Annotated in this window: 15 protein-coding genes and 2 pseudogenes; 9 read left to right on the top strand and 8 right to left on the bottom strand. The window is 61.6% G+C overall.

The features are described from left to right. Positions 1-436 precede the first annotated feature (436 nt). Positions 437-1375 (top strand): M23 family metallopeptidase, encoded by a 939-nt coding sequence (locus OSB52_RS23975; protein WP_266063822.1) that lies wholly within the window; start codon positions 437-439, stop codon positions 1373-1375. A gap of 60 nt (positions 1376-1435) precedes the next feature. Here the strand turns inward: OSB52_RS23975 and resB are convergent, their stop codons facing one another. Beyond that, positions 1436-2971 (bottom strand): cytochrome c biogenesis protein ResB, encoded by a 1536-nt coding sequence (resB, locus tag OSB52_RS23970; protein WP_266063820.1) that lies wholly within the window; start codon positions 2969-2971, stop codon positions 1436-1438. A gap of 272 nt (positions 2972-3243) precedes the next feature. On the opposite strand from resB, the gene OSB52_RS23965 reads away from it, so the two are divergent. From OSB52_RS23965 to OSB52_RS23955, 3 genes are all read left to right on the top strand, one after another. Next, positions 3244-3930, top strand: coding sequence for a DsbA family protein (locus OSB52_RS23965; RefSeq protein ID WP_266063818.1), 687 nt, complete (start codon positions 3244-3246; stop codon positions 3928-3930). Between the two features lie 134 nt (positions 3931-4064). After that, the gene (gene ctaD, locus OSB52_RS23960) at positions 4065-5852 is read left to right on the top strand and encodes an aa3-type cytochrome oxidase subunit I (RefSeq protein WP_266063816.1); all 1788 of its coding nucleotides are present in this window, start codon (positions 4065-4067) and stop codon (positions 5850-5852) included. Between the two features lie 292 nt (positions 5853-6144). Continuing rightward, a complete protein-coding gene (locus OSB52_RS23955; protein WP_308203689.1) occupies positions 6145-7158 on the top strand; it encodes a cytochrome c oxidase assembly protein in 1014 nt (337 codons plus the stop codon). Here the strand turns inward: OSB52_RS23955 and OSB52_RS23950 are convergent. Together OSB52_RS23950 and OSB52_RS23945 are read right to left on the bottom strand one after the other, a co-directional pair. Then, on the bottom strand, positions 7091-8023 hold the full coding sequence (locus tag OSB52_RS23950) for a M56 family metallopeptidase (protein WP_266063813.1): 933 nt from the start codon (positions 8021-8023) through the stop codon (positions 7091-7093). The genes OSB52_RS23955 and OSB52_RS23950 overlap by 68 nt on opposite strands. Next, positions 8020-8388 carry a BlaI/MecI/CopY family transcriptional regulator gene (locus OSB52_RS23945; RefSeq protein ID WP_266063811.1) on the bottom strand — a complete coding sequence of 123 codons (369 nt, stop codon included), beginning with the start codon at positions 8386-8388 and terminating at the stop codon, positions 8020-8022. Before OSB52_RS23945 ends, OSB52_RS23950 begins: the two co-directional genes overlap by 4 nt. Positions 8389-8599: 211 nt before the next feature. On the opposite strand from OSB52_RS23945, the gene OSB52_RS23940 reads away from it, so the two are divergent. After that, a complete protein-coding gene (locus OSB52_RS23940; protein WP_266063809.1) occupies positions 8600-10888 on the top strand; it encodes a heavy metal translocating P-type ATPase in 2289 nt (762 codons plus the stop codon). Between the two features lie 55 nt (positions 10889-10943). Here OSB52_RS23940 and OSB52_RS25100 read toward each other — a convergent pair whose 3' ends face one another. Continuing rightward, positions 10944-12872: a cytochrome c oxidase assembly protein gene (locus tag OSB52_RS25100; RefSeq protein ID WP_266063807.1), complete on the bottom strand. Its 1929-nt coding sequence runs from the start codon at positions 12870-12872 to the stop codon at positions 10944-10946. Positions 12873-13034: 162 nt separating this feature from the next. Continuing rightward, positions 13035-14375: an IS256 family transposase gene (locus OSB52_RS23930; protein WP_266063805.1), complete on the bottom strand. Its 1341-nt coding sequence runs from the start codon at positions 14373-14375 to the stop codon at positions 13035-13037. A gap of 125 nt (positions 14376-14500) precedes the next feature. Here OSB52_RS23930 and OSB52_RS23925 point away from each other — a divergent pair, with 125 nt between their 5' ends. Further along, on the top strand, positions 14501-15163 hold the full coding sequence (locus tag OSB52_RS23925; RefSeq protein WP_266063803.1) for a DUF5134 domain-containing protein: 663 nt from the start codon (positions 14501-14503) through the stop codon (positions 15161-15163). A 43-nt stretch (positions 15164-15206) separates the two neighbouring features. On the opposite strand, the gene OSB52_RS23920 is transcribed toward OSB52_RS23925, so the two are convergent. Together OSB52_RS23920 and OSB52_RS23915 are read right to left on the bottom strand one after the other, a co-directional pair. Beyond that, positions 15207-15860: a vitamin K epoxide reductase family protein gene (locus tag OSB52_RS23920; RefSeq protein WP_266063802.1), complete on the bottom strand. Its 654-nt coding sequence runs from the start codon at positions 15858-15860 to the stop codon at positions 15207-15209. Between the two features lie 24 nt (positions 15861-15884). Continuing rightward, positions 15885-16535, bottom strand: a complete 651-nt coding sequence (locus OSB52_RS23915; protein WP_266063800.1) for a DsbA family protein — start codon at positions 16533-16535, stop codon at positions 15885-15887. 287 nt (positions 16536-16822) lie between these two features. Here OSB52_RS23915 and OSB52_RS23910 point away from each other — a divergent pair. After that, positions 16823-19040: pseudogene (locus tag OSB52_RS23910) on the top strand (SulP family inorganic anion transporter). A gap of 1 nt (position 19041) precedes the next feature. On the opposite strand, the gene OSB52_RS23905 reads toward OSB52_RS23910, so the two are convergent. Continuing rightward, complete coding sequence (locus OSB52_RS23905; RefSeq protein ID WP_266063798.1) at positions 19042-19986, bottom strand: cation diffusion facilitator family transporter; 945 nt, start codon at positions 19984-19986, stop codon at positions 19042-19044. A gap of 233 nt (positions 19987-20219) precedes the next feature. Between OSB52_RS23905 and OSB52_RS23900 the strand changes: the two genes are divergently transcribed. Next, the gene (locus tag OSB52_RS23900) at positions 20220-20852 is read left to right on the top strand and encodes a TlpA disulfide reductase family protein (RefSeq protein WP_266063824.1); all 633 of its coding nucleotides are present in this window, start codon (positions 20220-20222) and stop codon (positions 20850-20852) included. After that, positions 20849-21668, top strand: a pseudogene (locus OSB52_RS23895) (cytochrome c biogenesis CcdA family protein). The gene OSB52_RS23900 and the pseudogene OSB52_RS23895 overlap by 4 nt, the downstream one beginning before the upstream one ends. Positions 21669-21757: the final 89 nt, after the last annotated feature.

Genomic DNA, 21757 nt, shown 5'->3' with positions numbered 1-21757 from the left:
GTCCCCGCGCCGCAGGTCTCGACTCGCCTCTTACCTTTATGTCCGGCCTCCCATAGGAGATCTGAACCGCACCTGGTTTGTCACACTGACTAATATCCCCACTTTGTGATTGTGCGGCCATCGGGCCAGGTCGGCACGGGACGGGGCGCAGCGGTGTTGCGATACGCACCCGAGTGTCTCACCTGATCTGCGCCAATAGCATCCTACGGACTGCGCAGTTCGCGTTTCGTCCTCGAATCGTGGGGCCATCGCCTTCGCGAGTACAGACCTCAGGTTGGCATCGACGCTTGATCATCCCGTGTTACTCCTGTGACCAGAGTTTCCTATGGTGTGTAGTAATTCCGGACCAAGATGGCGACCTCACGCGCTTCATTCGCGGTAGACGCGAGCATCCGTTGGGTCGATCTCGCCAGGCAAAAGAGCAGAGGACAGGATCTTGCGACACGCGCTGTACCGCCACCCGATCAGGAAGCTTTCACTGCGCTCAGCTGTGATGGTTGGGGTGTCGGCGATGGCGTTGATGGCTTCGTGCGCGACAGGGATTGGTGCCGCTCGGGCGACGGAGGTCAACACCCACGCTATTGGCCAGTTCGGCCGACTGGTCGGCGAGGCCGTCCAAAGTTCGTTGGGCTCGGGTGTGGCGGGGCGACTTGATGAACCCATACGATCAGTCAGCCTTTGCCTTGGTGATCGAGCCGGAATTGACTCTGCGGGGGAAGATCCCATCAGCAGCATTGGCTGTTTCAGCGATTTGCTACCAGTCGGCGAGGGCGTCGGCGAGATGGTCGTTGATTCGCTTCCCTTGCAACGGTTATTCGATCTGCTTGCGTTGGAGTCGAAGCCACACGATCCGCAAGGATCTCACGCGACCGCGACTACTGGGTCCAGCGACCTCTTTGGGAGTTCGGGCTCAAGCGGCTCGACGAGTTCTGGCGAGGCCGTAGCACCGACCAACGGTCAGGTCACGTCGTCATTTGGTGATGGACGCAATCATCAGGGCATGGACATCGGCAACTCCTTAGGAGCACCAATCCTCGCCGTCGGCGATGGGGAGATCATCAATTCTGGTCCGGCCGACGGGTTCGGGCTTTGGGTCCGGATTCGACTCTCCGATGGCACGGTGGGCACATACGGACACAACGATGCGAATGCTGTGACGGTGGGCCAACGGGTGCGCAAGGGACAACAAGTCGCGACTGTTGGAAATCGAGGGAACTCGACGGGCCCACATCTGCATTTCGAGGTGGCTGACCCGAGTGGCACGACAGTCGACCCAGAGAAGTGGCTGGCAGATCGCGGAGTAGTGCTGCCCTCGGCCAATCCCGGAGATCAGAAGCCCGCGACACCTCCGCCGTTGTTCGGCTCACTGTCGTAGTGACACAGCCTTTGGGCTGCAACTGTGGTGCGGGATCTCACGTGCTGTCGACCGATGCGGTCACAGCCGTACTCGTTGCCGATCGGACGCAGTGAGCAGAGCGATGGCGTGCTCGTCGAAACGCTCACCCCATCCAGCCCGGTCAGTTCGGGCCAGTCCGCCGATCTGCACATGGGTTCCCTGTCCGCCATTCAGCGGTGAGAGCCGCACCCAGATCCGACGTCGGCGAATCACCATCGATAGCACCAACCCGAGAAGCATCACCACGGACGAGGCGCCTACCCACACCTGTGCTGGGTCATGGGAGACCTGAACAGACACCCATCGCTGAAATCCATCGAAGCTGACGGTGGTGCCGTCGGGAATCCGGTGCGACTGTCCGGCTGCCAAGTTGGCCTGAGCCTGCTGCTGGAGGCGGCCCTGATCAATCATCGCGCGGTCGAGGGTGTACGCGCTTTGCGGTCTCCCGGTGTCGAGACCAGTATCTCCGCGATAGATCCTGATCGCGACATAGGGATTTTGCGGCGTCGGAAAAGACGAGGTCAACAACGACCCGTCAAAAGCTGCGGTGGGTGCGAAGATCCCCTCGAGCGCAATCTGATTGGAGCGTCTCTGGTCCTCGTCGGGAAACATCCCTGCCGGGGTGTCGAATCGAACAGCACCTGAGGATTGCATCGTTTGGAGGTTGTCGGGAATGAAGATGGCGGTCTGCGTGCGTCGTTCTCCATTGGGAAATGTCACCGTGAAGCGGGGCGCGAAGCCGTTACCGAGAACGTAGACGCGATCGCCGGCCAGACGAAGAGGCTCATTCACTCGGACTGTCGTGCGCTCCCAGGTCGAGGGGGGCGATGCAAGGTTCTTGGAGTGCAACACCTGCGACTCGTACATGGCGGGTTGTCCCGTGGGAAGAAAATCAGCGCGGAACGTTTCGACCTTGATGCAGAACTGGTTCAGATCGGTGCCATCGACGAGATTGCCGGCGCGAAACGAGTCATACACCGCGGTCGATGTGTTGCATAGTCCTTGCTGACCATCTGCGACGAGACTGCGTGTGCCCTCGTAGGAGTAGAGGCGGCCGAGCGCCATCGAGACAAGTAGGGCTAACAACGCGAAGTGAAACACAAGATTTCCACACTCACGCACGTATCCGCGCTCGGCTGAGATCTCGATCACTCCGGGTGTGGCGTCGCGGGAGTCCCCCATCACCGTCCGTCGACGCCATCCGCGTAGGCGTTCATCAATCCTCGCCGCGACAGCATGGGGCTCCTCGTCCAGCAGCGTGTGCTCGGCATGATGCGGCAGCCGACTGAGATTGCGCGGCACTGGGACGGGCTTTGCTCGCAGATTACGAGCAAGCTCGAACAGTCGTGGCGTCAAGCACCCCACCAGCGACACGAACAAGAGAACATAGATCGCCGTGAACCAGGCGCTCGAGAAGACGTCGAACAGCTGTAGCCGGTCCATCCATTCGCCGAGCGTTCCTCGGTCGGCAATGTACTGATCCGTTTTCTGCTGGTTAAGCTCTCGCTGCGGCAGCAAAGCCCCGGGCACCGCCGCCAGAGCCAAGAGAAACAACAGCACGAGCGCGGTTCTCATCGCCGTCAGCGATCGCCATGCTCGACGAAGATGCCGTATCAACGAGCGCACGGCTGTCCGTTGGTCCACCGACTCGCGTCGACATCCCCGAAGGTCACAGGCATGGGCAACTCGTCCTCCAGGTGCGGGGCCGATCGAAAGTCCGCTGACGTGGGCGCGACGAGAAGAACTCGACCGAGCAGCGATCTACTAAGATGGATAGTATCAATCCAGGTGTGGAGTGAGTTGATCCGCCCGGCCCGGCGTTACCCAGGAAGGCGGTGATATGCACTGTGCGAAGTTTTCTCGCCTACCTGGCGCTGCTGGTGATTGTTGCGTTCTGCGTCTCTGTGGCTGTCATCGCAGACCGTCAGGGACACCAACACTCGGCGACCCTGCAAGCCGGCACGGGTACCTCGCAGTTCCTCATCCGACCCAACGCCCACCGATTGGCCGACTCGCCAGGTGGGCAGGTCACTTTCGTCGACTTCGTCGACATGGAGAGCGAGGTATCGTCGGCGCTGCTGCCCACTCTTCGGCGGTTGCGGACACAGTTCAGCGGCCGCGTGACTTTCGTGGTGCGGCACTTCCCCACCTCAACCCACCCCAACTCCGCGCGGGCCTCACGTGCAGTCGAGGCAGCAGGCAAACAAGGCCGCTTCGATGCCATGCTCTTTCGGCTCCTCGAGAGTCAGTCCAGCTGGACCGGCACTGATCCGCAAACAGCAGAGGCCACGTTTCGTCGATTCGCCACCTCGCTGCGTCTTGACCTTGGCGCCTATGATGCCGCCTACAACTCTCCCGATACCGCCGCCAAGATCGACGGTGACATCCAAGACGGTCAGCGGATGGGCGTGGAAGCCATGCCCGCCTACTTCGTCAACGGCAACCGCATCCGCCCTCGCACGTACGACGACCTCGCCAACGCGATCGACGTATCTCTCTGCGCCCAACGCCAACTACCTCTGCCTTGCAACTGACCTTCCGTTTTGTATCTACTAAGAACGGTAGTATTTTGTGATCTGATGATACGTACAGCTGCTACGCCTGACCTTGCTTCGACAGGTGTTTTCCCGGCAAGCGACGTCGTCCGCGGACGTGAAAAGGACTGCATATGACCGCTTTAGCTCCCCCACCCGCCGATGCTGTCACTGCTCGGCCGTATCCCGAGCGACGCGGTGCGAAGGGATCGCTCCTGTACCGGCTGGTGACGACCACCGATCACAAGCTCATTGGCATGATGTACATGGTCGCGTGCTTCGCCTTCTTCCTGATCGGCGGCCTGATGGCGCTGCTGATGCGCGGTGAACTCGCTCGACCCGGTATGCAGTTCCTCTCGACCGAGCAGTTCAACCAGCTGTTCACCATGCACGGCACGGTGATGCTGCTGATGTACGCGACACCGATCGTCATCGGTTTCGCCAACTTCGTCCTGCCGCTGCAGATCGGGTCGCCCGACGTTGCATTCCCCCGCCTGAACGCTCTCGGGTTCTGGCTGTTCATTTTTGGCTCATCGGTCGCTCTGGCTGGATTCCTCACCCCAGGCGGAGCTGCCGACTTCGGGTGGACGGCCTACACACCACTCAGCGATGCAATCCATAGTCCCGGAGTTGGCGGTGATCTGTGGTTTCTTGGCCTGATGGTCTCCGGGCTCGGCACGATTCTTGGTGCGGTCAACATGATCACCACGGTCATCTGCCTGCGCGCACCGGGCATGACCATGTTCCGCATGCCGATCTTCACCTGGAACATCCTCGTCACCAGCGTGCTGATTCTGCTCGCGTTTCCCCTGCTCACCTCCGCGTTGGCGGGTGCTGTCATCGACCGTCAATTCGGGGCACACCTGTTCGACCCCGCCAACGGCGGTGTGATCCTGTGGCAACACCTGTTCTGGTTCTTCGGTCACCCAGAGGTGTACATCATCGCGCTCCCGTTCTTCGGCATCGTGTCCGAGGTGTTCCCGGTGTTCGCGCGCAAGCCGATCTTCGGTTACACCGGTCTGGTGTACGCGACGCTGGCGATCGCCGCTCTGTCGGTGGCCGTATGGGCACACCACATGTACGTGACCGGTGCTGTGCTGCTTCCGTTCTTCTCCTTCATGACGTTCCTCATCGCCGTCCCGACCGGTGTGAAGTTCTTCAACTGGATCGGCACGATGTGGAAAGGGAACATGACGTTCGAGACACCGATGCTGTTCTCCATCGGGTTCATCGTCACGTTCCTCTTCGGTGGCCTCACCGGTGTGCTGCTCGCCAGCCCGCCGCTGGACTTCCAGCTGTCCGACAGCTACTTCGTGGTCGCGCACTTCCACTACGTGCTCTTCGGCACCATCGTGTTCGCCACCTACGCAGGCATCTACTTCTGGTTCCCGAAGATGACCGGTCGCATGCTCGACGAACGGATCGGCAAGATCCACTTCTGGCTGACGTTCATCGGCTTCCACACCACGTTCCTGGTGCAGCACTGGCTGGGCAACGAGGGCATGCCGCGCCGGTACGCCGACTACCTGCCGTCGGACGGCTTCACGACACTCAACATGATCTCCACCGTGGGCGCCTTCATCCTGGGCCTGTCGACCCTGCCGTTCCTGTGGAACGTCTTCCGCAGCTACCGCTACGGCGAGGTCGTCACGGTCGACGACCCGTGGGGCTTCGGCAACTCGCTCGAGTGGGCCACCAGCTGCCCGCCGCCGCGGCACAACTTCACCGAGCTGCCCCGCATCCGGTCGGAGCGCCCGGCATTCGAGCTGCACTATCCGCACATGATCGAGCGGATGCGTGCCGAGGCGCACGTGGGGCCGGGTCACGGCCACGAGAGCGAGGCCGTCGAGGACACCCGCCGCGAACCGTTGACCACCGGCACCCACGAAGCATCAGGCGACAACGACAGGACGCAGTCATGAGGCAGAGCGCGCTACATGGACCTACTGGCGAAGACCGACTGCGTGTGCCGCGGTGGTTTGCTTTTGCGGCCACCCTGTATATCACTGGCCTGGTCAGCGCTCTGACTGCGTTCGCGGGTTCCCTGATTCTGCACTCCTCACACGATGGACGACTGGAGTCACTTCCACAGCATCTGAGCACCGTCCCGTTGATGGTGTGGGTCGTGGCCATCACTGCAGGAGCCGGCGCCGGATGGACTGTCGCCACAATGGCCGCACCAGTGCTTCGGCGAGGACGGCTCCTCGATCTGCGGTGACTATCTCCGCCGTACCTACGGTGCCGACGTCGCCGCCGTCACTTGGCCAGTTCGTGGCGTGGGGACCAAGCCCGTTGCCACTGTTGCCGGCCGCAGCAGTGGTCGCCGGTCTCTGGTATCTGTGGGCACGCTGGCGGGTGACCACGAAGACTCGCCGATGGCCTGCGTACAAGACCGCATGCTTCTTGGCTGGTTGCGTGGTTCTCTTCGCCACCACCACGTTGGGCATAGAGCGCTACAGTTACGGATTGTTCGGCGCGTTCATGTTTCAGCACCTGACACTGTCGATGGCAGTGCCACCGCTGTTGGTTCTCGGATCTCCCGGCACCTTGATGCTGCGATCGACACCGCACACCGGTATCGGCTATCACATCAATCGATATGCGTTGGTGGCTTTGAGATCTCGCTGGTCTGCGGCACTGTTACATCCTCTGGTGGGGATTCCCCTGTTCCTGGCCAGCTACTACGGTATCTATCTGTCCCCCATCGTGTCGTCACTGGCGGGAAACACCTTGGGTCACACCGCCATGGAGGTGTTCTTTGTCATCTCAGGGCTGTTGTTCATCCTGCCGGTTCTCGCGACCGGGCCAGTGCCGGGGAGACACTCGAACTTCGGGCGGCTGTTTCACCTCTTCGTCGAGATGCCTTTGCACGTCTTCTTCGGAGTGATCTTCATGGTCGCATCGGTTCCGCTCGTGCCCTACTTCGCCGACTCGGCCGCCCGATGGGGAGTCGATCCGATTGTTGATCAGCAGTGGGCCGGCGGACTAGCCTGGGCATACGGCGAACCAGTAGGCCTGCTGATCGTACTGGTTTTCGCCGTGCGCTGGCGCCGTGATGAATCCCGGACGTACTCGCCGGAGAAGACCGATGCCGAACTGGCTGACTATAACGACTTTCTCCGGGACCTCAGCGGAGCGACGGCGCCGCGGATGCCACAACCTACGCGGTCAGACCATGCACCAGTATCGACAACGCCGGTAACGCAATCGCCGCACCCACCACGCTGAGAAACAGTGGAGCACAACAGGCGGCGATATAGGCCGACACAGTCGGCCGAATGGTGTAGTTGTCCAGGGAACGGACCCGTTGGCTGGTCGAATCGGTTGCAGCGGCGTCGTCTCCGACGAGCGTGGTTCCCACGTGGAGCAATGCTCGTCGCACAGCCGACGGACTTGTCTGCCGTGCCGCCGCGAGATCTGCATCCATCTCGGTCAGGATCGACACCGCATGGGGTGCCTGTCGAAACAGCGGCAGAATCGGAAGAGAGACCGCCACCACCGAGCACAGCCCGATCATGCGGTGATGATGCGAGCGCAGATGTGCAAACTCATGGGCCAAGACTGCTTCGCGGGCTTCTGCGGGCAGGTCAGTCCGCAACGCCGTCGTTGCGACAACAAATCCGCTACGACCTCCGACGCAATATGCCATCGGTTGTGGGTGGCTGATCCACAACACATCCGGCGAATCCGGCTCCACGTCGCCGACAACGGCGACCATATCGCGATGCAGACGACGAATCTTGCCCGAGCGCAGTGCATATCGCATCCACGACCGCGTAGTGCGAAACACCACCACGGACACGATCGCCACCACGATGATCACGTAGAGCACGTTGAAATCAGTACGGATGGCCTCAAACACCACAGTCGCGCACCGAGCGATAGCGGTCACGAACTGTTCGGCTGGAGCTGGATCGGGCCACAGCGCCGATAACGCCGCCAACACCAGCAAGCCCAGAGTGGTCGTGACGCTACTGACCCAGGCCAACAGCGTCAGCCGTGGCGGCCACTCAGCCGGCAGTCGCCGCAACACAGACGGGCCCGCTATACCGATCAGCAAAGCGCCAACAAGGTGCGCCGTCGCGACGATCATCGCTTCTTACGCCCGCGCGCGGAGCGCGCGAGCTGCTCGCTGAGAATCTGTCGCTCCTCGGCTGTGACCATCCGGGCGAAGTGCATCAACACAGACGCCGAATCGCCACTTTCGTCGAGCACCTCACGGAGCGTGCGCGAGGTTGCTTCTTCGCGAGACTGCAGCGGGAAGTATCGATACGACCGGCCGATTTTCTCTCGACCTACCAGTTCTTTCCTGTGGAGATTGATGACCACGGTCAGCACCGTGGTGTAGGCGAGTTCGCGCTCATCGAGTTCGGCCAGCAAGTCGTGCACCGACATCGCCGCCCGTGAGTTCCACAACACATCCATTACGGCTCGCTCAAGCGATCCCAGGTGAGTCATCCTGCCTTCCCCGTCGTGGTCCCTTCATGTGCCGATTCTACGACAACTACCCACGTTAGGAGTGTGACCTGCGCGGCGAGACTCGCGGACACACCCCCAATTCTGAACTGACCAATCATCGGAACGACACCGAGCGAGTCCTACCCAGCCGACTAACTAGGCTGGGTAGTAGACAGATGATTTGACAGACGGCAGGATCTTCGAGGCAACCATGGCGATCACCACTTCCGACGGCATCGACATCGTCGCTTCGAGCCCACAGCGTCGAGTTCAGTTCGATATCAGCGGCATGACGTGCGGCGCGTGCGCGGCGCGTATCGAACGAAAACTCAACAAGACTCCCGACCTGGCAGCGTCGGTCAATTTCGTCACTCGAGTGGCCACCGTGACTGCTCCCGACGCTGTCGAGGACGCCGTGATCTGTGACATCGTCGCGAAAGCGGGTTATACCGCTGTGGTCCGTGAGCAGGGTGCCGCAGCGTCGCGGGATCAGGATCAGGTCGAGGCACAGATGATGTTTCGGCGTCTGGTGGTTTCTCTGCTGTTGTTCCTCCCGTTGGCCGACCTTTCAGTTGTCCTTGCCGCGGTTCCAAGCCTGCGTTTTCCGGGTTGGCAGGTGGTGGTGATCGGCCTGGCCGGCCCGGTGGTGACCTGGTGTGCCTGGCCATTTCATCGGGTGGCGCTGCGGAATTTGCGTACTCGCTCGGCCACAATGGAGAGCCTCGTCTCGCTCGGAGTCATCTGTGCCACCGTGTGGTCGATCGTGACGATCGTGTCCGGACAGGCGGAGTCTGCGCCGACGCAACCGGGGGTGTGGGCGGCCATCACCGCCAGCGATTCCATTTATCTGGAGATCGCCGCAGGTGTCACGGTGTTCGTCTTGGCCGGCAAGTACTTCGAAGCCCGCGCACGATCGAGGGCAGGTAGCGCGCTGCGTTCGCTCGCCGCGCTCACCAGCAAAGACGCCACAGTCATCCTCGCCGATGGATCGGAAATGCCGCTGCCCAGTGACGAACTGAGCACCGGCCAGAAGTTCGTAGTGCGACCTGGTGAGCGGATTGCCACTGATGGCGAGGTGGTCGAGGGCCGAGCCTCGGTCGACGTGAGCATCATGACCGGCGAGTCGAAACCCCATGTAGTCGCGCCCGGCAGTGCTGTCATCGGAGGAACACTCTCGCTCGATGGACGTGTGGTGGTCCGTGCAGCAGCGGTAGGAGCCGGCACGCAGTTGGGTGCGATGCTGCAGTTGGTCGACGCCGCCCAGTCACGCAAGGCGCAGGCGCAACGGCTGGCTGATCGAATCGCATCAATATTCGTGCCAGTGGTCATCGGGCTTGCCGGCACCACGTTGGCACTGTGGCTGATCATCGCTGGTACCGGCGAAATCGATCAGGCGATCGGGGCAGCGTTGTCGGTGTTGATCATCGCATGTCCATGCGCGTTGGGCCTTGCCACTCCTATGGCGCTGATGGTCGCGAGCGGACGCGGAGCGCAACTCGGGATCTTCGTGAAGGGCCCCACGGCGCTGGAACGCTCACGCTCCATCGATACCGTCATGTTCGACAAGACAGGCACCTTGACCGAGGGTCGGCCCGAGGTGGTCGACATTGCGGCAGTCAGCGGTTGTAACCGCGATGAGGTCGCGGCGCTAGCAGCGGCGGTCGAAGCAGCATCCGAGCACCCCGTCGGGGCAGCGATAGTCGCCGCAGCCCCTGTCGGAGATCGTCGCGTTACCGACTTCGTCGCGCACGTAGGCTACGGCGTATCCGGAAAGGTTGGCGACCGACATGTCCAGGTCGGTCGGGCGTCCTGGATCTGCACACACGGCATCCCCACCGACCTCCAACACCTGGTCCTGGCAGCACAGCAGTCAGGCCACTCGATCGTGTTCGTCTCGGTCGACGATGTGATCTGTGGTGCGATCACCATCGCCGACGAGATCAAGGCGTCAGCGGCTCCCGCGGTGGCAGAACTGTCGCGGAGCCGAATTCGTACCGTGTTGATCAGTGGTGACAATGTCCACGCCGCCCGCAGAGTCGCTGATGCCGTCGGGATCGATGAGGTGATCGCCGAGGTCAGCCCTCAGCAGAAGGCCGTCGCCGTGCAACAGCAGCGTTCTCAGGGCCGGTCGGTGGCAATGGTCGGCGATGGAGTCAACGACGCTCCCGCTTTGGCCGCTGCTGATCTCGGTGTGGCCATCGGCCGCGGTGCCGATGCCGCACTCGATGCGGCCGACATCATCGCGGTGCGTCAGGATCTTCGGTCAGTGCCTGCAGCGTTGACGCTTGCCGTGGCGACTCATCGCACGATTCGAGTCAATCTGTGGTGGGCGTTCTGTTACAACATCGCTGCGTTGCCACTGGCTGCTGTAGGATTACTCAACCCGCTGATCGCCGGGGGCGCCATGGCGGCATCGTCGTTGTTTGTCGTCGCCAACAGCATGCGTTTGCGGAGCAGCAGTGACACATGGGACGAGCTAGTCGCGACAGCACGTGTCTGACGGCGGTTGCGCCGACCCGAATGACAGTACGATTTCAACGATTGGGGACTATCCCTCATTGTCGGCTGTTCGCCCAGGCGGCCAGGAGTTCGTCGTCGGGTCCCCCGGGATCAGTCCAGCGACCACGGACACCGTAATCGGCTCGCCACCATTCGATGATCAGCACGACTGCCACGACGATGACGGGTATGAGGCCGCCCACCCAGGTGAACACCCCACCCAGCCATTGATCGCGTCGCAGATCTGCGACCCACGGCAACGCCAACTCTCGATAGAAGCTCTCGCCCACAATCGTTGTGGAGGTCATCAGCGCGATGCCGAACAACGCGTGAAAAGGCATCGCCGCGACGAGCAATCCCAGCCGGGCGAGCACGGGAAGTCGACGCGGGCCCGGGTCGATGGCCACGACAACCGAAAAGAACAGGTATCCGGTCGTGAAGAACCACAGCGTCATCAGCACATGACCCCAGTGGTAGCGGACCAGAACGTCAAACAGTGGTGTGAAGTAGACGGCGAACAGGGAGCCGACGTAGAGACCAAGGGCCACTACCGGATTGGTCACGACAGCGATCAGACGTGAGTTGATCAGATGGTTGAGTTCGTCCTGCAACATCATGGACTGATGGCCTCGTAGCGTCGCACAGGCACGCAACGCAAGGGTCAGCGGAGCCCCTAAGACCAGCAGCAAGGGCGCCAGCATACTGACCAGCATGTGATCGATCATGTGCACGCTGAACATCGCCGTGCCGTAGGCCTTGATCCCCGTGCCGCTGGCGGCGATCACACAGACACACCCTGCCGCCCACGACAGGGTGCGACCCAATGGCCACGCGTGGCCCGCACGGCGCAATCTGCATACGCCGATGGCGTATGCGGTGGCAGCGGTGATCGTCAGTCCAACGACAATCAGATCGACACGCCACACGGAGAGAATTGTCGGTACCGAGGGCCCGGTACGGAGGGTGTATCCGAGAAACACATCCCAGGCGGTAAAGGGGTGTGACAACAATCCCGGTGCAACCCGGGTGTCGATGACCGCCCACGCAGCGATCGCCGACAGACCGGCGGCGGCGGCCAGTGTTTGCAGAGCGTCCGGCGTCAACCACCAGCGTGCGGCGCGCCCGCGATATGTCAACGCGTCGGCTCCGAGCGCTAGACCGGTAACACCGATCATGATGACCGTCGCACGCCCGGAGGCGGTGTCCTGCAAGAAGTTGCCGGGCGACCACGCCAGGGACAGCACGACGGCGCAGACCAGCACGACACCATCGAGCACCACGAGCACTGGGGCCACCCGCCGACGGACGATCCGGTCATCGCACGCGCCGAGGACGTGTCGTGGCCGTCTCAACCACGCAATCCGAAGTCCAAACGAGCCCGCCAGCGCGACGGTGCACATCATGACCACGCCAGTGGTGTAATCATGATTAGGTCCCTGGGCGGCATTGCCCACCACCGGCACAGCAACAACACCAATCATCGCCGGCAACAGCGCAGCCACTGCTGTGCTCCACTTCAGTGAGAACCGGACAGCGCTTAGGACTACGAGCCCAGCGCCGGCGGTGACAATCCATGCCGCCGCCGGATCGCTCACGCTGATTCCGTACGCCAGGTACCCCTCGCCGATGAGTCGGGTCACGGACAAGCCGGTGGTGTCGGCCGCGGCAACGGGCACCATGAGCACTGCGAGGGCCACCCATGCGGTGGCGACCCTCGCTGCAGCCCGATATGCGGGGTACACCGTGATGTCCACGTATCCCTCGTCATCCGGGCGTGCCGCGATCACAACGTAGACGAGCGCACCCAGTGTCAGACCCGCGACAGCCGAGACAAGGTAGTTGCCCACGACATCGCTCATCGCAGTTGCAACGCCCGGGAACGGATCACCGCTCTGCTTGTAGCGAGCACCAGCCACCGAGGTGGCGTACCACGCGAGTACAGCGGCGCTCACGCCCAAAAAGGCCGCCAGGAGCGCCACTGCCACGTGAGGCGCGCGCACAGCGTGTAATTGCTGCTGCTGACTACTCACTCTTCATCACTTCTCCGTCCACGCACGGGCGCCATCACCCAATCTACTATCCTGCGTAGGAATAGTGGGTCTGTCCGATATTCGGTGTAAGCGGCGGTTTTCCGATTACTCGGTGGGTCAGCGTTCTTCGGCTGCGGGCATACGATCGGCGAACGTGATGGCCAGGGCGTTGAGCGCTGGCTTCCAGCGTACGGCCCACTTCGTCTGTCCGGTACCCTTCGGGTCCAGTGACCGGGTCACCAGGTAGAGCGTCTTGAGCGCGGACTGCTCGTTCGGGAAATGCCCTCGAGCGCGCACTGCGCGCCGGTATCGGGCGTTGAGGCTTTCGATCGCGTTGGTGGAGCACAACACCCGCCGTATCTCGACGTCGTAGTCGAGGAACGGGATGAACTCTTCCCACGCGCTTTCCCACAGCGACACGATCGCTGGGTACGGTTTACCCCACTTCTCCGCGAACTCCTCCCACCGCACCCAGGCCTCGGCGGCGGTCGGTGCGGTGTAGATCGGTTTCAGATCGACGCTGATCTTGTCCCAGTACTTGCGGGAGGCGTACTTGAAGGTGTTTCGGATCAGATGGATGATGCATGTCTGCACTGTGGCCAACGGGAAAGCGGCAGACACGCTGTCGGGCAACCCTTTCAACCCGTCACAGACAACAAAGAAGATGTCGGTGACACCCCGGTTCTTGAGATCGGTGAGTACCGCCAGCCAGAACTTGGCCGACTCGCCATCCCCGTCGCCGGCCCACATGCCGAGGATGTCTTTATGCCCGTCGAGATCAACACCGATGGCAGCGTAGATCGGCCGGTTGCGTACCTGCCCGTCACGAATCTTGACCATGATCGCGTCGATGAACACCGCGGCATATACCTTCTCCAACGGGCGTGCCCACCAACTCACCATCTCCTCGATGACCCGATCAGTGATCCGGGAAACGGTGTCTTTCGACACCGAGGCCCCGTAGACATCGGCGAAATGCGCCGAGATCTCACCGGTCGTGAGGCCCTTGGCATACAGCGACAACACCACCCGATCCACGTCGGTGACGCGGCGTTTGCTCTTACCGACGATCACCGGGTCGAACGTGCCGTTGCGGTCGCGGGGCACCTCGATCGGCACCTGCCCGCACGCATCAGTCAGGACCCGTTTCGTACGGGTGCCGTTGCGTGAATTGCCGGTGTTGCGGCCAGCCACGTCATGTTTGTCGTAGCCCAGATGTTCGGTCAACTCTTCATCGAGCGCGGCTTCGAGCACACTCTTGGTCAACGCCTTGAGCAGCCCGTCAGGACCGGTCAGCGCCACTCCCTGGGCACGTGAACTACGCACCAGATCGCTCACCAAAGCCTGCTCGGCCTTCGAGAGCTCACGCACCGCCTCCGCGGTGGTGACATCGTGTTCCTGGCCGGTCTGAACCGGCCCCGCCACCGGGGCATCCACGCCCCCGATTGTGTCGGTCATCGTCGTGATTCCTCCTGCCCCACGCCGGGGGCGATCAAAACCACTTACACCGAATCAGCGACAGTCCCGGAATAGTGGGCGAGTCAAAACGTTCGGGATTGAGTGAGAAGTGGAGGCGCTGCCTGGTGATCGAGAACGTCTGTGCACGGTGGCTGGTGAGCCTGTTGTTTCTGGGAGTGGCGCTCGTCGCTGTTTACCGACTGACACAGCGTCGCGGCGGCCGCGTAGAACAGATCACCTGGTTGCTGCATCTGGCTATGGCCGTTGCCATGGCAGTGATGGTCTGGCAACCGACTCCGCCGGTGTTTGGCAGTTCGGTGCTGGCGCTCGCGTTTCTCGGCGCAGCACTCGTGTTTGTCGGAATCGGTGTCCGTACCAGACAATTTCGGATCAATGGCTATCACGCGCTGATGATGATGTCCATGGCGTGGATGTATGTCGCGATGAGCAGTGGGCACGATCAGGCGGCAGGCATGTCGCCGGCGTCCTCGGCCGAGGAGCCAGCTGCGATGTCGCATTCCATGCCGGACATGGCAGCCATGACCACTTCGCCACGATCGACTGGCGAATCAAGCTCGGTGGGTTCAGCGTGGTTCGCCCCCGCGGTGAACTGGACACTTGTCGGTTTCTTCGCCGCGGCGACAGCGTTCTGGCTCTATCGCTGCTACCACGGCGTTGCGCGCTCAGGCGAGACCCAGCGACGCCGGCGCCTTCTGGTCGGAGCTGGGCAGTTGTGTCAGGCGACTATGGCCCTCGGTGCGACCATCATGTTCGCGGCGATGCTGTGAGGGGCCGGGGCTGTAGTTCCAGCGAATCATCGGTCGGGGCGGTTCAGAGCAGGGTCGTCCAGTAGTACCAGAATCGATTGGCGATGAGCGCAGTGACTGCGAGAGTCCATCCGGTCACGATGACCGCGGCGTATCGTGCGATCAGGCCGCCAGCTCGCCAACGAGTCGCACCGACCGCGTGCAAATTTCGGGTGGTGACGACGACGAACAGTGCGGCGCTGACGATCCAGACAACCATGCAGTACGGACACAGCGCCCCGATGACGTACAGGCTTTGGTAGATCAACCAGTGCACAAAGACAATCGCGCCGGTCAGTCCCACCTGAAGTCCGACCCAGATCCAACGGCCCAAAACCCCACCCGCGGCGACCGCACCACAAGTCATGACGATGGCGAAGCCGATCAGGCCCAGCAGAGAGTTCGGAAATCCGAACACAGACGCTTGGGGTGATGACATTACTGAGCCACAGCTCAATACCGGGTTGATACTGCACGAGGGAATATGAGTCGGATCGGCAGCAAGCTGTATCTTCTCGATAGTCAAGACGAAGGCGGCGGCCAAACCGCACAGCCCACCGATCACCATCACCCATGCAGTGATCTGGGTTCGCACGCCGCGCACGGTCGCTGCCTGGGCGGTATTGCCACCCTGCAGGGCCGTATTCGGCCGGATGCCAACAGAGGAACTACTCGCCACTTCTGCCCTCAGTCACCCAGCGCGTCATCGAGCGAGCGCATCGTCGAGCGAGCGCGTCAGATCGGCGTAGCTACTGGCATCAAGTTGCTCACCATTGACGTAGATAGTCGGTGTACCTTGCACCCCAAGCGCTTTGCCATCCCGCACATCAGCGTTGACGCGTTCCAAAGTTGCCGGCGAGCGGTAGGCGATATCAAAGGCAGCGAGGTCGAGTCCAATCGCCGAGGCGAACCCGCGAAAGGTCTCATCGGCCGGAACGCGCTGCTCTCCCCACTGTCGCTGCGTGTCGAACATCTTCTTGTACATGGCCTCGAACCGGCCCTGCTGAGCGGCAGCTTCGACCGCACGCGCGGCGCGTTCTGCATTGAAATGCCCCGGGAGGGGGAAGTAGCGAACGACGAAGTTGACTCGCCCAGCATAGTCATTCCGTAAACGCTCGACGTTGGGGAACATCGCTCCGCAGGCTTCGCACTCGAAATCAAGAAACTCGACGAACGTCACTGGGCTGTCAGCCGAACTCAATCGATGACTGTCCGGCCGCACCAGCAACGATGCCCGATCAGCCTCCCGCGCCGTCGGCGCCACCTCATCCCCGCGATCAATGATGATCCAGCTGAACAGACCGACTGCGAAGACGACAACCAATCCGATAGAGATCAGAAATCCTCGGCTCATGAACGACCGTCGGCTCGACCGCAGTGACTCAACCGCGAGTGATGATGGTACATATCGGACACCCTACAGCAGGATGCGTCCCCATCAACTACTATGCAACGTAGTTTTAATGAATCACACTTTCGGTGAAGTGATCTGCGACACCGCTCATACTTGCTGATCATTGGCGTACTTGTGCGGTGACCTGCAGCAACTATCACGCTACGTAGTATTCAGTTTGGCAGTGACCGTGACGCCGACGGTTCGCTCTCAGGGTGCTGTAATGATCGACTCTTACGTTGGGCGCCATGCCCGAACTGCCTGATTCTCTGAGAAGCGTGATCCGACATGACGTTCCGGCGTCTCTCGTGGTGTTCCTGGTCGCTTTGCCTCTGTCGTTGGGCATCGCGATCGCTTCCGGCGCGCCCGTCATGGCCGGACTCATCGCGGCTGTCGTCGGTGGCGTTGTCGTCGGCTCCTTAGGTGGGTCACCACTTCAGGTAAGCGGGCCGGCGGCGGGCCTGACAGTTGTTGTCGCGCAACTCGTCGACAGCGTCGGCTGGCAAGTGACCTGTTTGATCACCGTTGGCGCGGGCCTGCTTCAGATCGTGTTCGGTTTGAGTCGCATCGCACAGGCTGCGCTCGCCATCGCCCCGGTCGTGGTGCATGCAATGCTGGCGGGCATCGGCGTCACTATTGCTCTCCAGCAGATTCACGTGCTGCTGGGCGGTTCCTCGGCGAGTTCTGCATGGGCGAACATCACTGCGCTGCCGAGCCAGCTCACCAACGTTCATGGTCCCGATCTCGTTGTCGGAATGACCGTCATCGCCATTTTGATGCTCTGGTCGCGACTTCCCTCGCGTGTTCGAGCGGTTCCGGGTCCGCTCGTGGCTATCGCTGCCGCCACCCTGCTCGCCATGGCGCTATCACTCAACGCTGAGCGCATCCAACTCGATGGCGACTTCTTCGATTCGATCGCGTTGCCCGCCTTGCCGCAAGGCAATTGGGGGGCCGTAGCGCTTGGCATTGTGACCGTTGCGCTCATCGCCAGCGTGGAGTCACTACTCTCGGCCGTCGCTGTGGACAAGATGCATACCGGACCGCGCACCGACTTCAATCGCGAGATGATCGGGCAGGGAGCGGCCAATACGATCTCGGGCCTCATCGGCGGATTGCCAGTGACCGGAGTGATCGTGCGGAGTTCGACCAACGTCGCCAGCGGTGCACGCACGCGGGCGTCGGCAATTCTGCACGGCATCTGGGTTCTGCTGTTCGCGGTGCTGCTGACTCCCATCGTGCAGCAAATCCCCAAGGCGGCGCTGGCCGGCCTGCTGGTGGTTATCGGTATCCAGCTCGTCAAGCTGGCCCACCTGCGCCTGGCCCGCCGGACCGGAGACCTGTGGGTCTACGCGGTCACCCTGAGCGCGGTCGTCTTCCTCAACCTTCTCGAGGGCGTAGCGATTGGACTTGCCCTCGCCGTGGCGATCGTGGTGTGGCGGGTGGTGCGTGCAGAGATGCATGTCGAACCGTTCGGAACCAGCGGCTCGCGGCAGTGGCGGGTGAGTGTCACCGGCTCGTTGAGCTTTCTGGGCCTACCGCGGCTCAACAGAACCCTCAGCGCCGTACCTGCCGGGGCCCATGTCACCCTGGTGCTCGACACCGACTTCCTCGACCACGCTGCATCGGACATGATCAGCGATTGGCGTCGCGCGCACGAAGCCACTGGCGGCTCCGTGCATGTCGAGGAGATCGGTGTAGCACGTCTCGCGCACGCCCCATCCTCACCGCCACGTCGACACGCGACCCGGTCACAGGCCCGGTCTCTCATGCCGTGGACTACCTGGCAACGTCTTCTGCGCTCACCGCAAATCTCGGATACCGAACCCACCAAAGATGCTGTGTCACAGGGTATTGATCACTTTCACGAGACCGTGGCGGATATCCTGCGCCCCCACACACGACCGTTGGCCGACGGCCAGCAACCCGAAGCATTGTTCATCACGTGCGCAGACTCGCGAATCGTACCGAACATCATCACCTCCAGTGGCCCCGGTGACCTGTTCACCGTTCGCAACATCGGCAATCTCATCGCCCAAGAGACCGGCCAGGACAGATCAATCGATGCCGCAATTGAGTTCGCGCTCCGTCACCTGCAGGTTCGATCGATCGTTGTGTGCGGTCATTCCGGATGCGGGGCGATGACTGCCCTATTGAACTCCCAACCACACCCCGACCACGCCACCCACCTGTCGTCGTGGCTTGAACACGGCCGGCCCAGCCTCGAGGCATTCTTCACCGCTCACCCCGCCCGACAGAGTGCAAGCACCGCAGGCTATGGACCCGTGGACCAGCTAGATCGTCAATGTGGCGGTCGGTGTACAACGCCTCGAAACTCACCCCCTGGTGCGCGAGCACCCCGGCGGGGTGAACGTGATCGGTCTGTTCTTCGACATCGGCCCTGCTCGTGTCATCGAGGTCGACGCCGACGGTATCGCTTCGGTCCCGTCGCCAATACTCCCCGAGTGACTCACGGATGACTCACTGCGTCGACCTCGCCGTCGTGGACATCCGCGTTCTCGATCTGAAAGGTGGAGTGTTCAAAGGAAACCGGGAAGTGCGAGGCCACGCATGTCTGGATCTGACGAAGAATCTCCGGTGCGTGCCCATCGCGGAAGCAGCTGTCGTCAACGACCACATGTGCCGAGATGACAGGCAGTCCAGTTGCCACCGTCGATGCATGCAAGTCGTGCACGTCACGCACGTGCTCGAGCTCGAGCACGTGATCTCGCACCTCGTCGAGATCAATTTCCTTCGGAGAGAACTCCATCAGTACCCACACCGCGTCCTTCATGATCCGCAACGCTCTGGGCGCGATCAGCACAACGATGAACAATCCCGCAATCGCATCCGCCTGTTGAAATCCTGTCGTCACGATAACGATCGCCGCCACGATGACACCCAGCGAGCCCAGTGCATCGTTGAGCACTTCCAGGAACGCCGCACGCATGTTGAAGTTGGCCGACCGGCCAGATGAGAGCACGATGATCGCCACGATGTTCGCAGTCAAGCCGATGACACCGAAGACCAGTAACTCTGCTGAAGGTACGTCGGGAGGTGCGAACAAGCGGCGGATGCCTTCCACTCCGGCGAAAAGTCCCACGCCGAGCAGCAATGTCGCCTGCGCAAGCGCGGCGATGACCTCCATCCGCCGCAGCCCCCAAGTGCGCCGTTTATTCGGTGGCCGGTGCATGAGACTCGCCGCAACAACGGCCACAGCCAACCCGATCGCGTCGGTAGCCGCATGGGCGGTGTCAGTGAGCAACGCCAGGCTACCCGTGATCGCCGAACCCACCAGTTGCGCGATCACAATGACGCTGGTGAGCACAAACGCAATGATCAACCGCTTACGAAGACTGTTATCAACACCCTCTGCCGCAGTCGAACCCGCCGCATGGTCATGGCCAGCGCCCACTGCCCCATCCCTCCGAATCGATAATTCGATGCCCGTCGCCCGGACGCTCGTCGTCCTGACCGACACGACCACAATACATAGCGATATTCGCATATATGCATGGATGGTGTCTCCGGCCTCGCTAAGGTGTGGCGATGAGTGAGCCCCCGAAGGTGATGCTCGGCAATGGGGACTTGCCCGACGAGCACGTCATCCCGACTCCCGTGCGAGTGCATCGTGCGTTATCCCACCAGATGCACGGTGCCACGTTTCCTCCTCCGCGCCGCGGGAATCGGGTAACGCATCCTGGCGCCCGGTCGGTGCTACTCATCTTGGTACTCGCTGCTCTCAGCGCCTGCGGGACTGGTTCTGACGCAGTGACACAGGGCGATACGTTTGAGTTCGTATCCCCGCGCGGACAGACAGTCATCACCTACGATCCTCCGCAGCAGAGAACGCAGATCGCGGCGCTCAGCGGGGCCGACCTGATGGTTGACACCACCGTACGTACCACCGATTTCGCGGGCAAAGTCCTGGTCATCAACGTATGGGGGTCATGGTGCGGTCCGTGCCGCGGCGAGGCCGATGATCTCGAGCAAGTGTTTGAAGAGACGAAGTCTCTCGGAGTGGACTTCCTCGGCATCAATTTTCGAGACGATCGGCAGTCGGCCAGAGACTTCGTGATCGATCGCGGCGTGGAGTACCCATCGATCTACGATTTCGACGGGGCGACGCTTGCCGCGTTGACCACACCCACCTCAGTGGTCCCTACCACGGTTGTCCTCGATCGCAAGCATCGTCCCGCCGTCGTGTATTTGCGGTCAATTACCGCGACAGAACTCGGCGCGGTGGTACGACGGGTAGCCAGCGAACCACTCTCACCATGAGTGACCTACCGCTTGTTCTTGCACAGAGCTCTGTCGGACAGATGTTCGCCGACACTGTCTCGTCGGGACCGTTCGTCCTTGCCGCGATCGCCGCGGCTCTGGCGGGCTTGATCTCGTTTGCCTCCCCATGTGTCATCCCGCTTGTGCCCGGCTACCTGTCCTACCTCGCCGGATTGGTGGGCGCTGACGCGCCAACAGTGAGGTCTACTGAGACGAGCAGCGTGCGCGGGCGTGGCCGCGTCGCTCTGGCGACTGCACTTTTCGTTCTGGGTTTCACTGCGGTGTTTGTAGCGGCGACTGCCACCATCTTCGGAATCACCAGTAGCTTCGTCGTCAATCGCGATGTGTTGCAACGCATTGGCGGCGTCGTCACCGTCGCGATGGGCATGGTGTTCATTGGGCTTTTCTCACCGCTGCAACGCGAGCTCCGATTTGCTCCACGCTCTCTGTCCAATCTCGTCGGCGCACCCCTGTTGGGCGGGGTGTTCGCCCTCGGTTGGACACCGTGCCTGGGTCCCACCCTCGCCGCCGTAATCGCCACCGTCAGCGGAACTCAAGGCGCCACCGCCGTCAAAGGTATCGCGTTGATCGTGGCCTACTGCCTCGGCCTAGGAATTCCCTTTGTCGCCCTGTCCTTTTCCTCCGCCTGGGCAGTTCGAAGTTTGGCCGTCCTGCGAAGGAACGCGCGAATGATCCAAGTATTCGGGGGGATTCTCATGATCCTGGTCGGTATTGCCCTACTCACCGGCCTGTGGGACCACTTCATTCGTGTGGATACGAGACGCGTTCATCACCGACACTCAGCTACCCATCTAACTCAGTCACGCTACGGTCAGATAGATCAGGACGATATTGAGTACGACTATCACCGCGACGACCAACATGGCGACACCTGTGACACCGCG

This window comes from Gordonia aquimaris (assembly GCF_026262595.1).
Lineage (GTDB): Bacteria > Actinomycetota > Actinomycetes > Mycobacteriales > Mycobacteriaceae > Gordonia > Gordonia tangerina.
The sequence above is the reverse complement of the archived record's forward strand: the minus strand, read 5'-3'. Positions and strand labels throughout refer to the sequence as shown.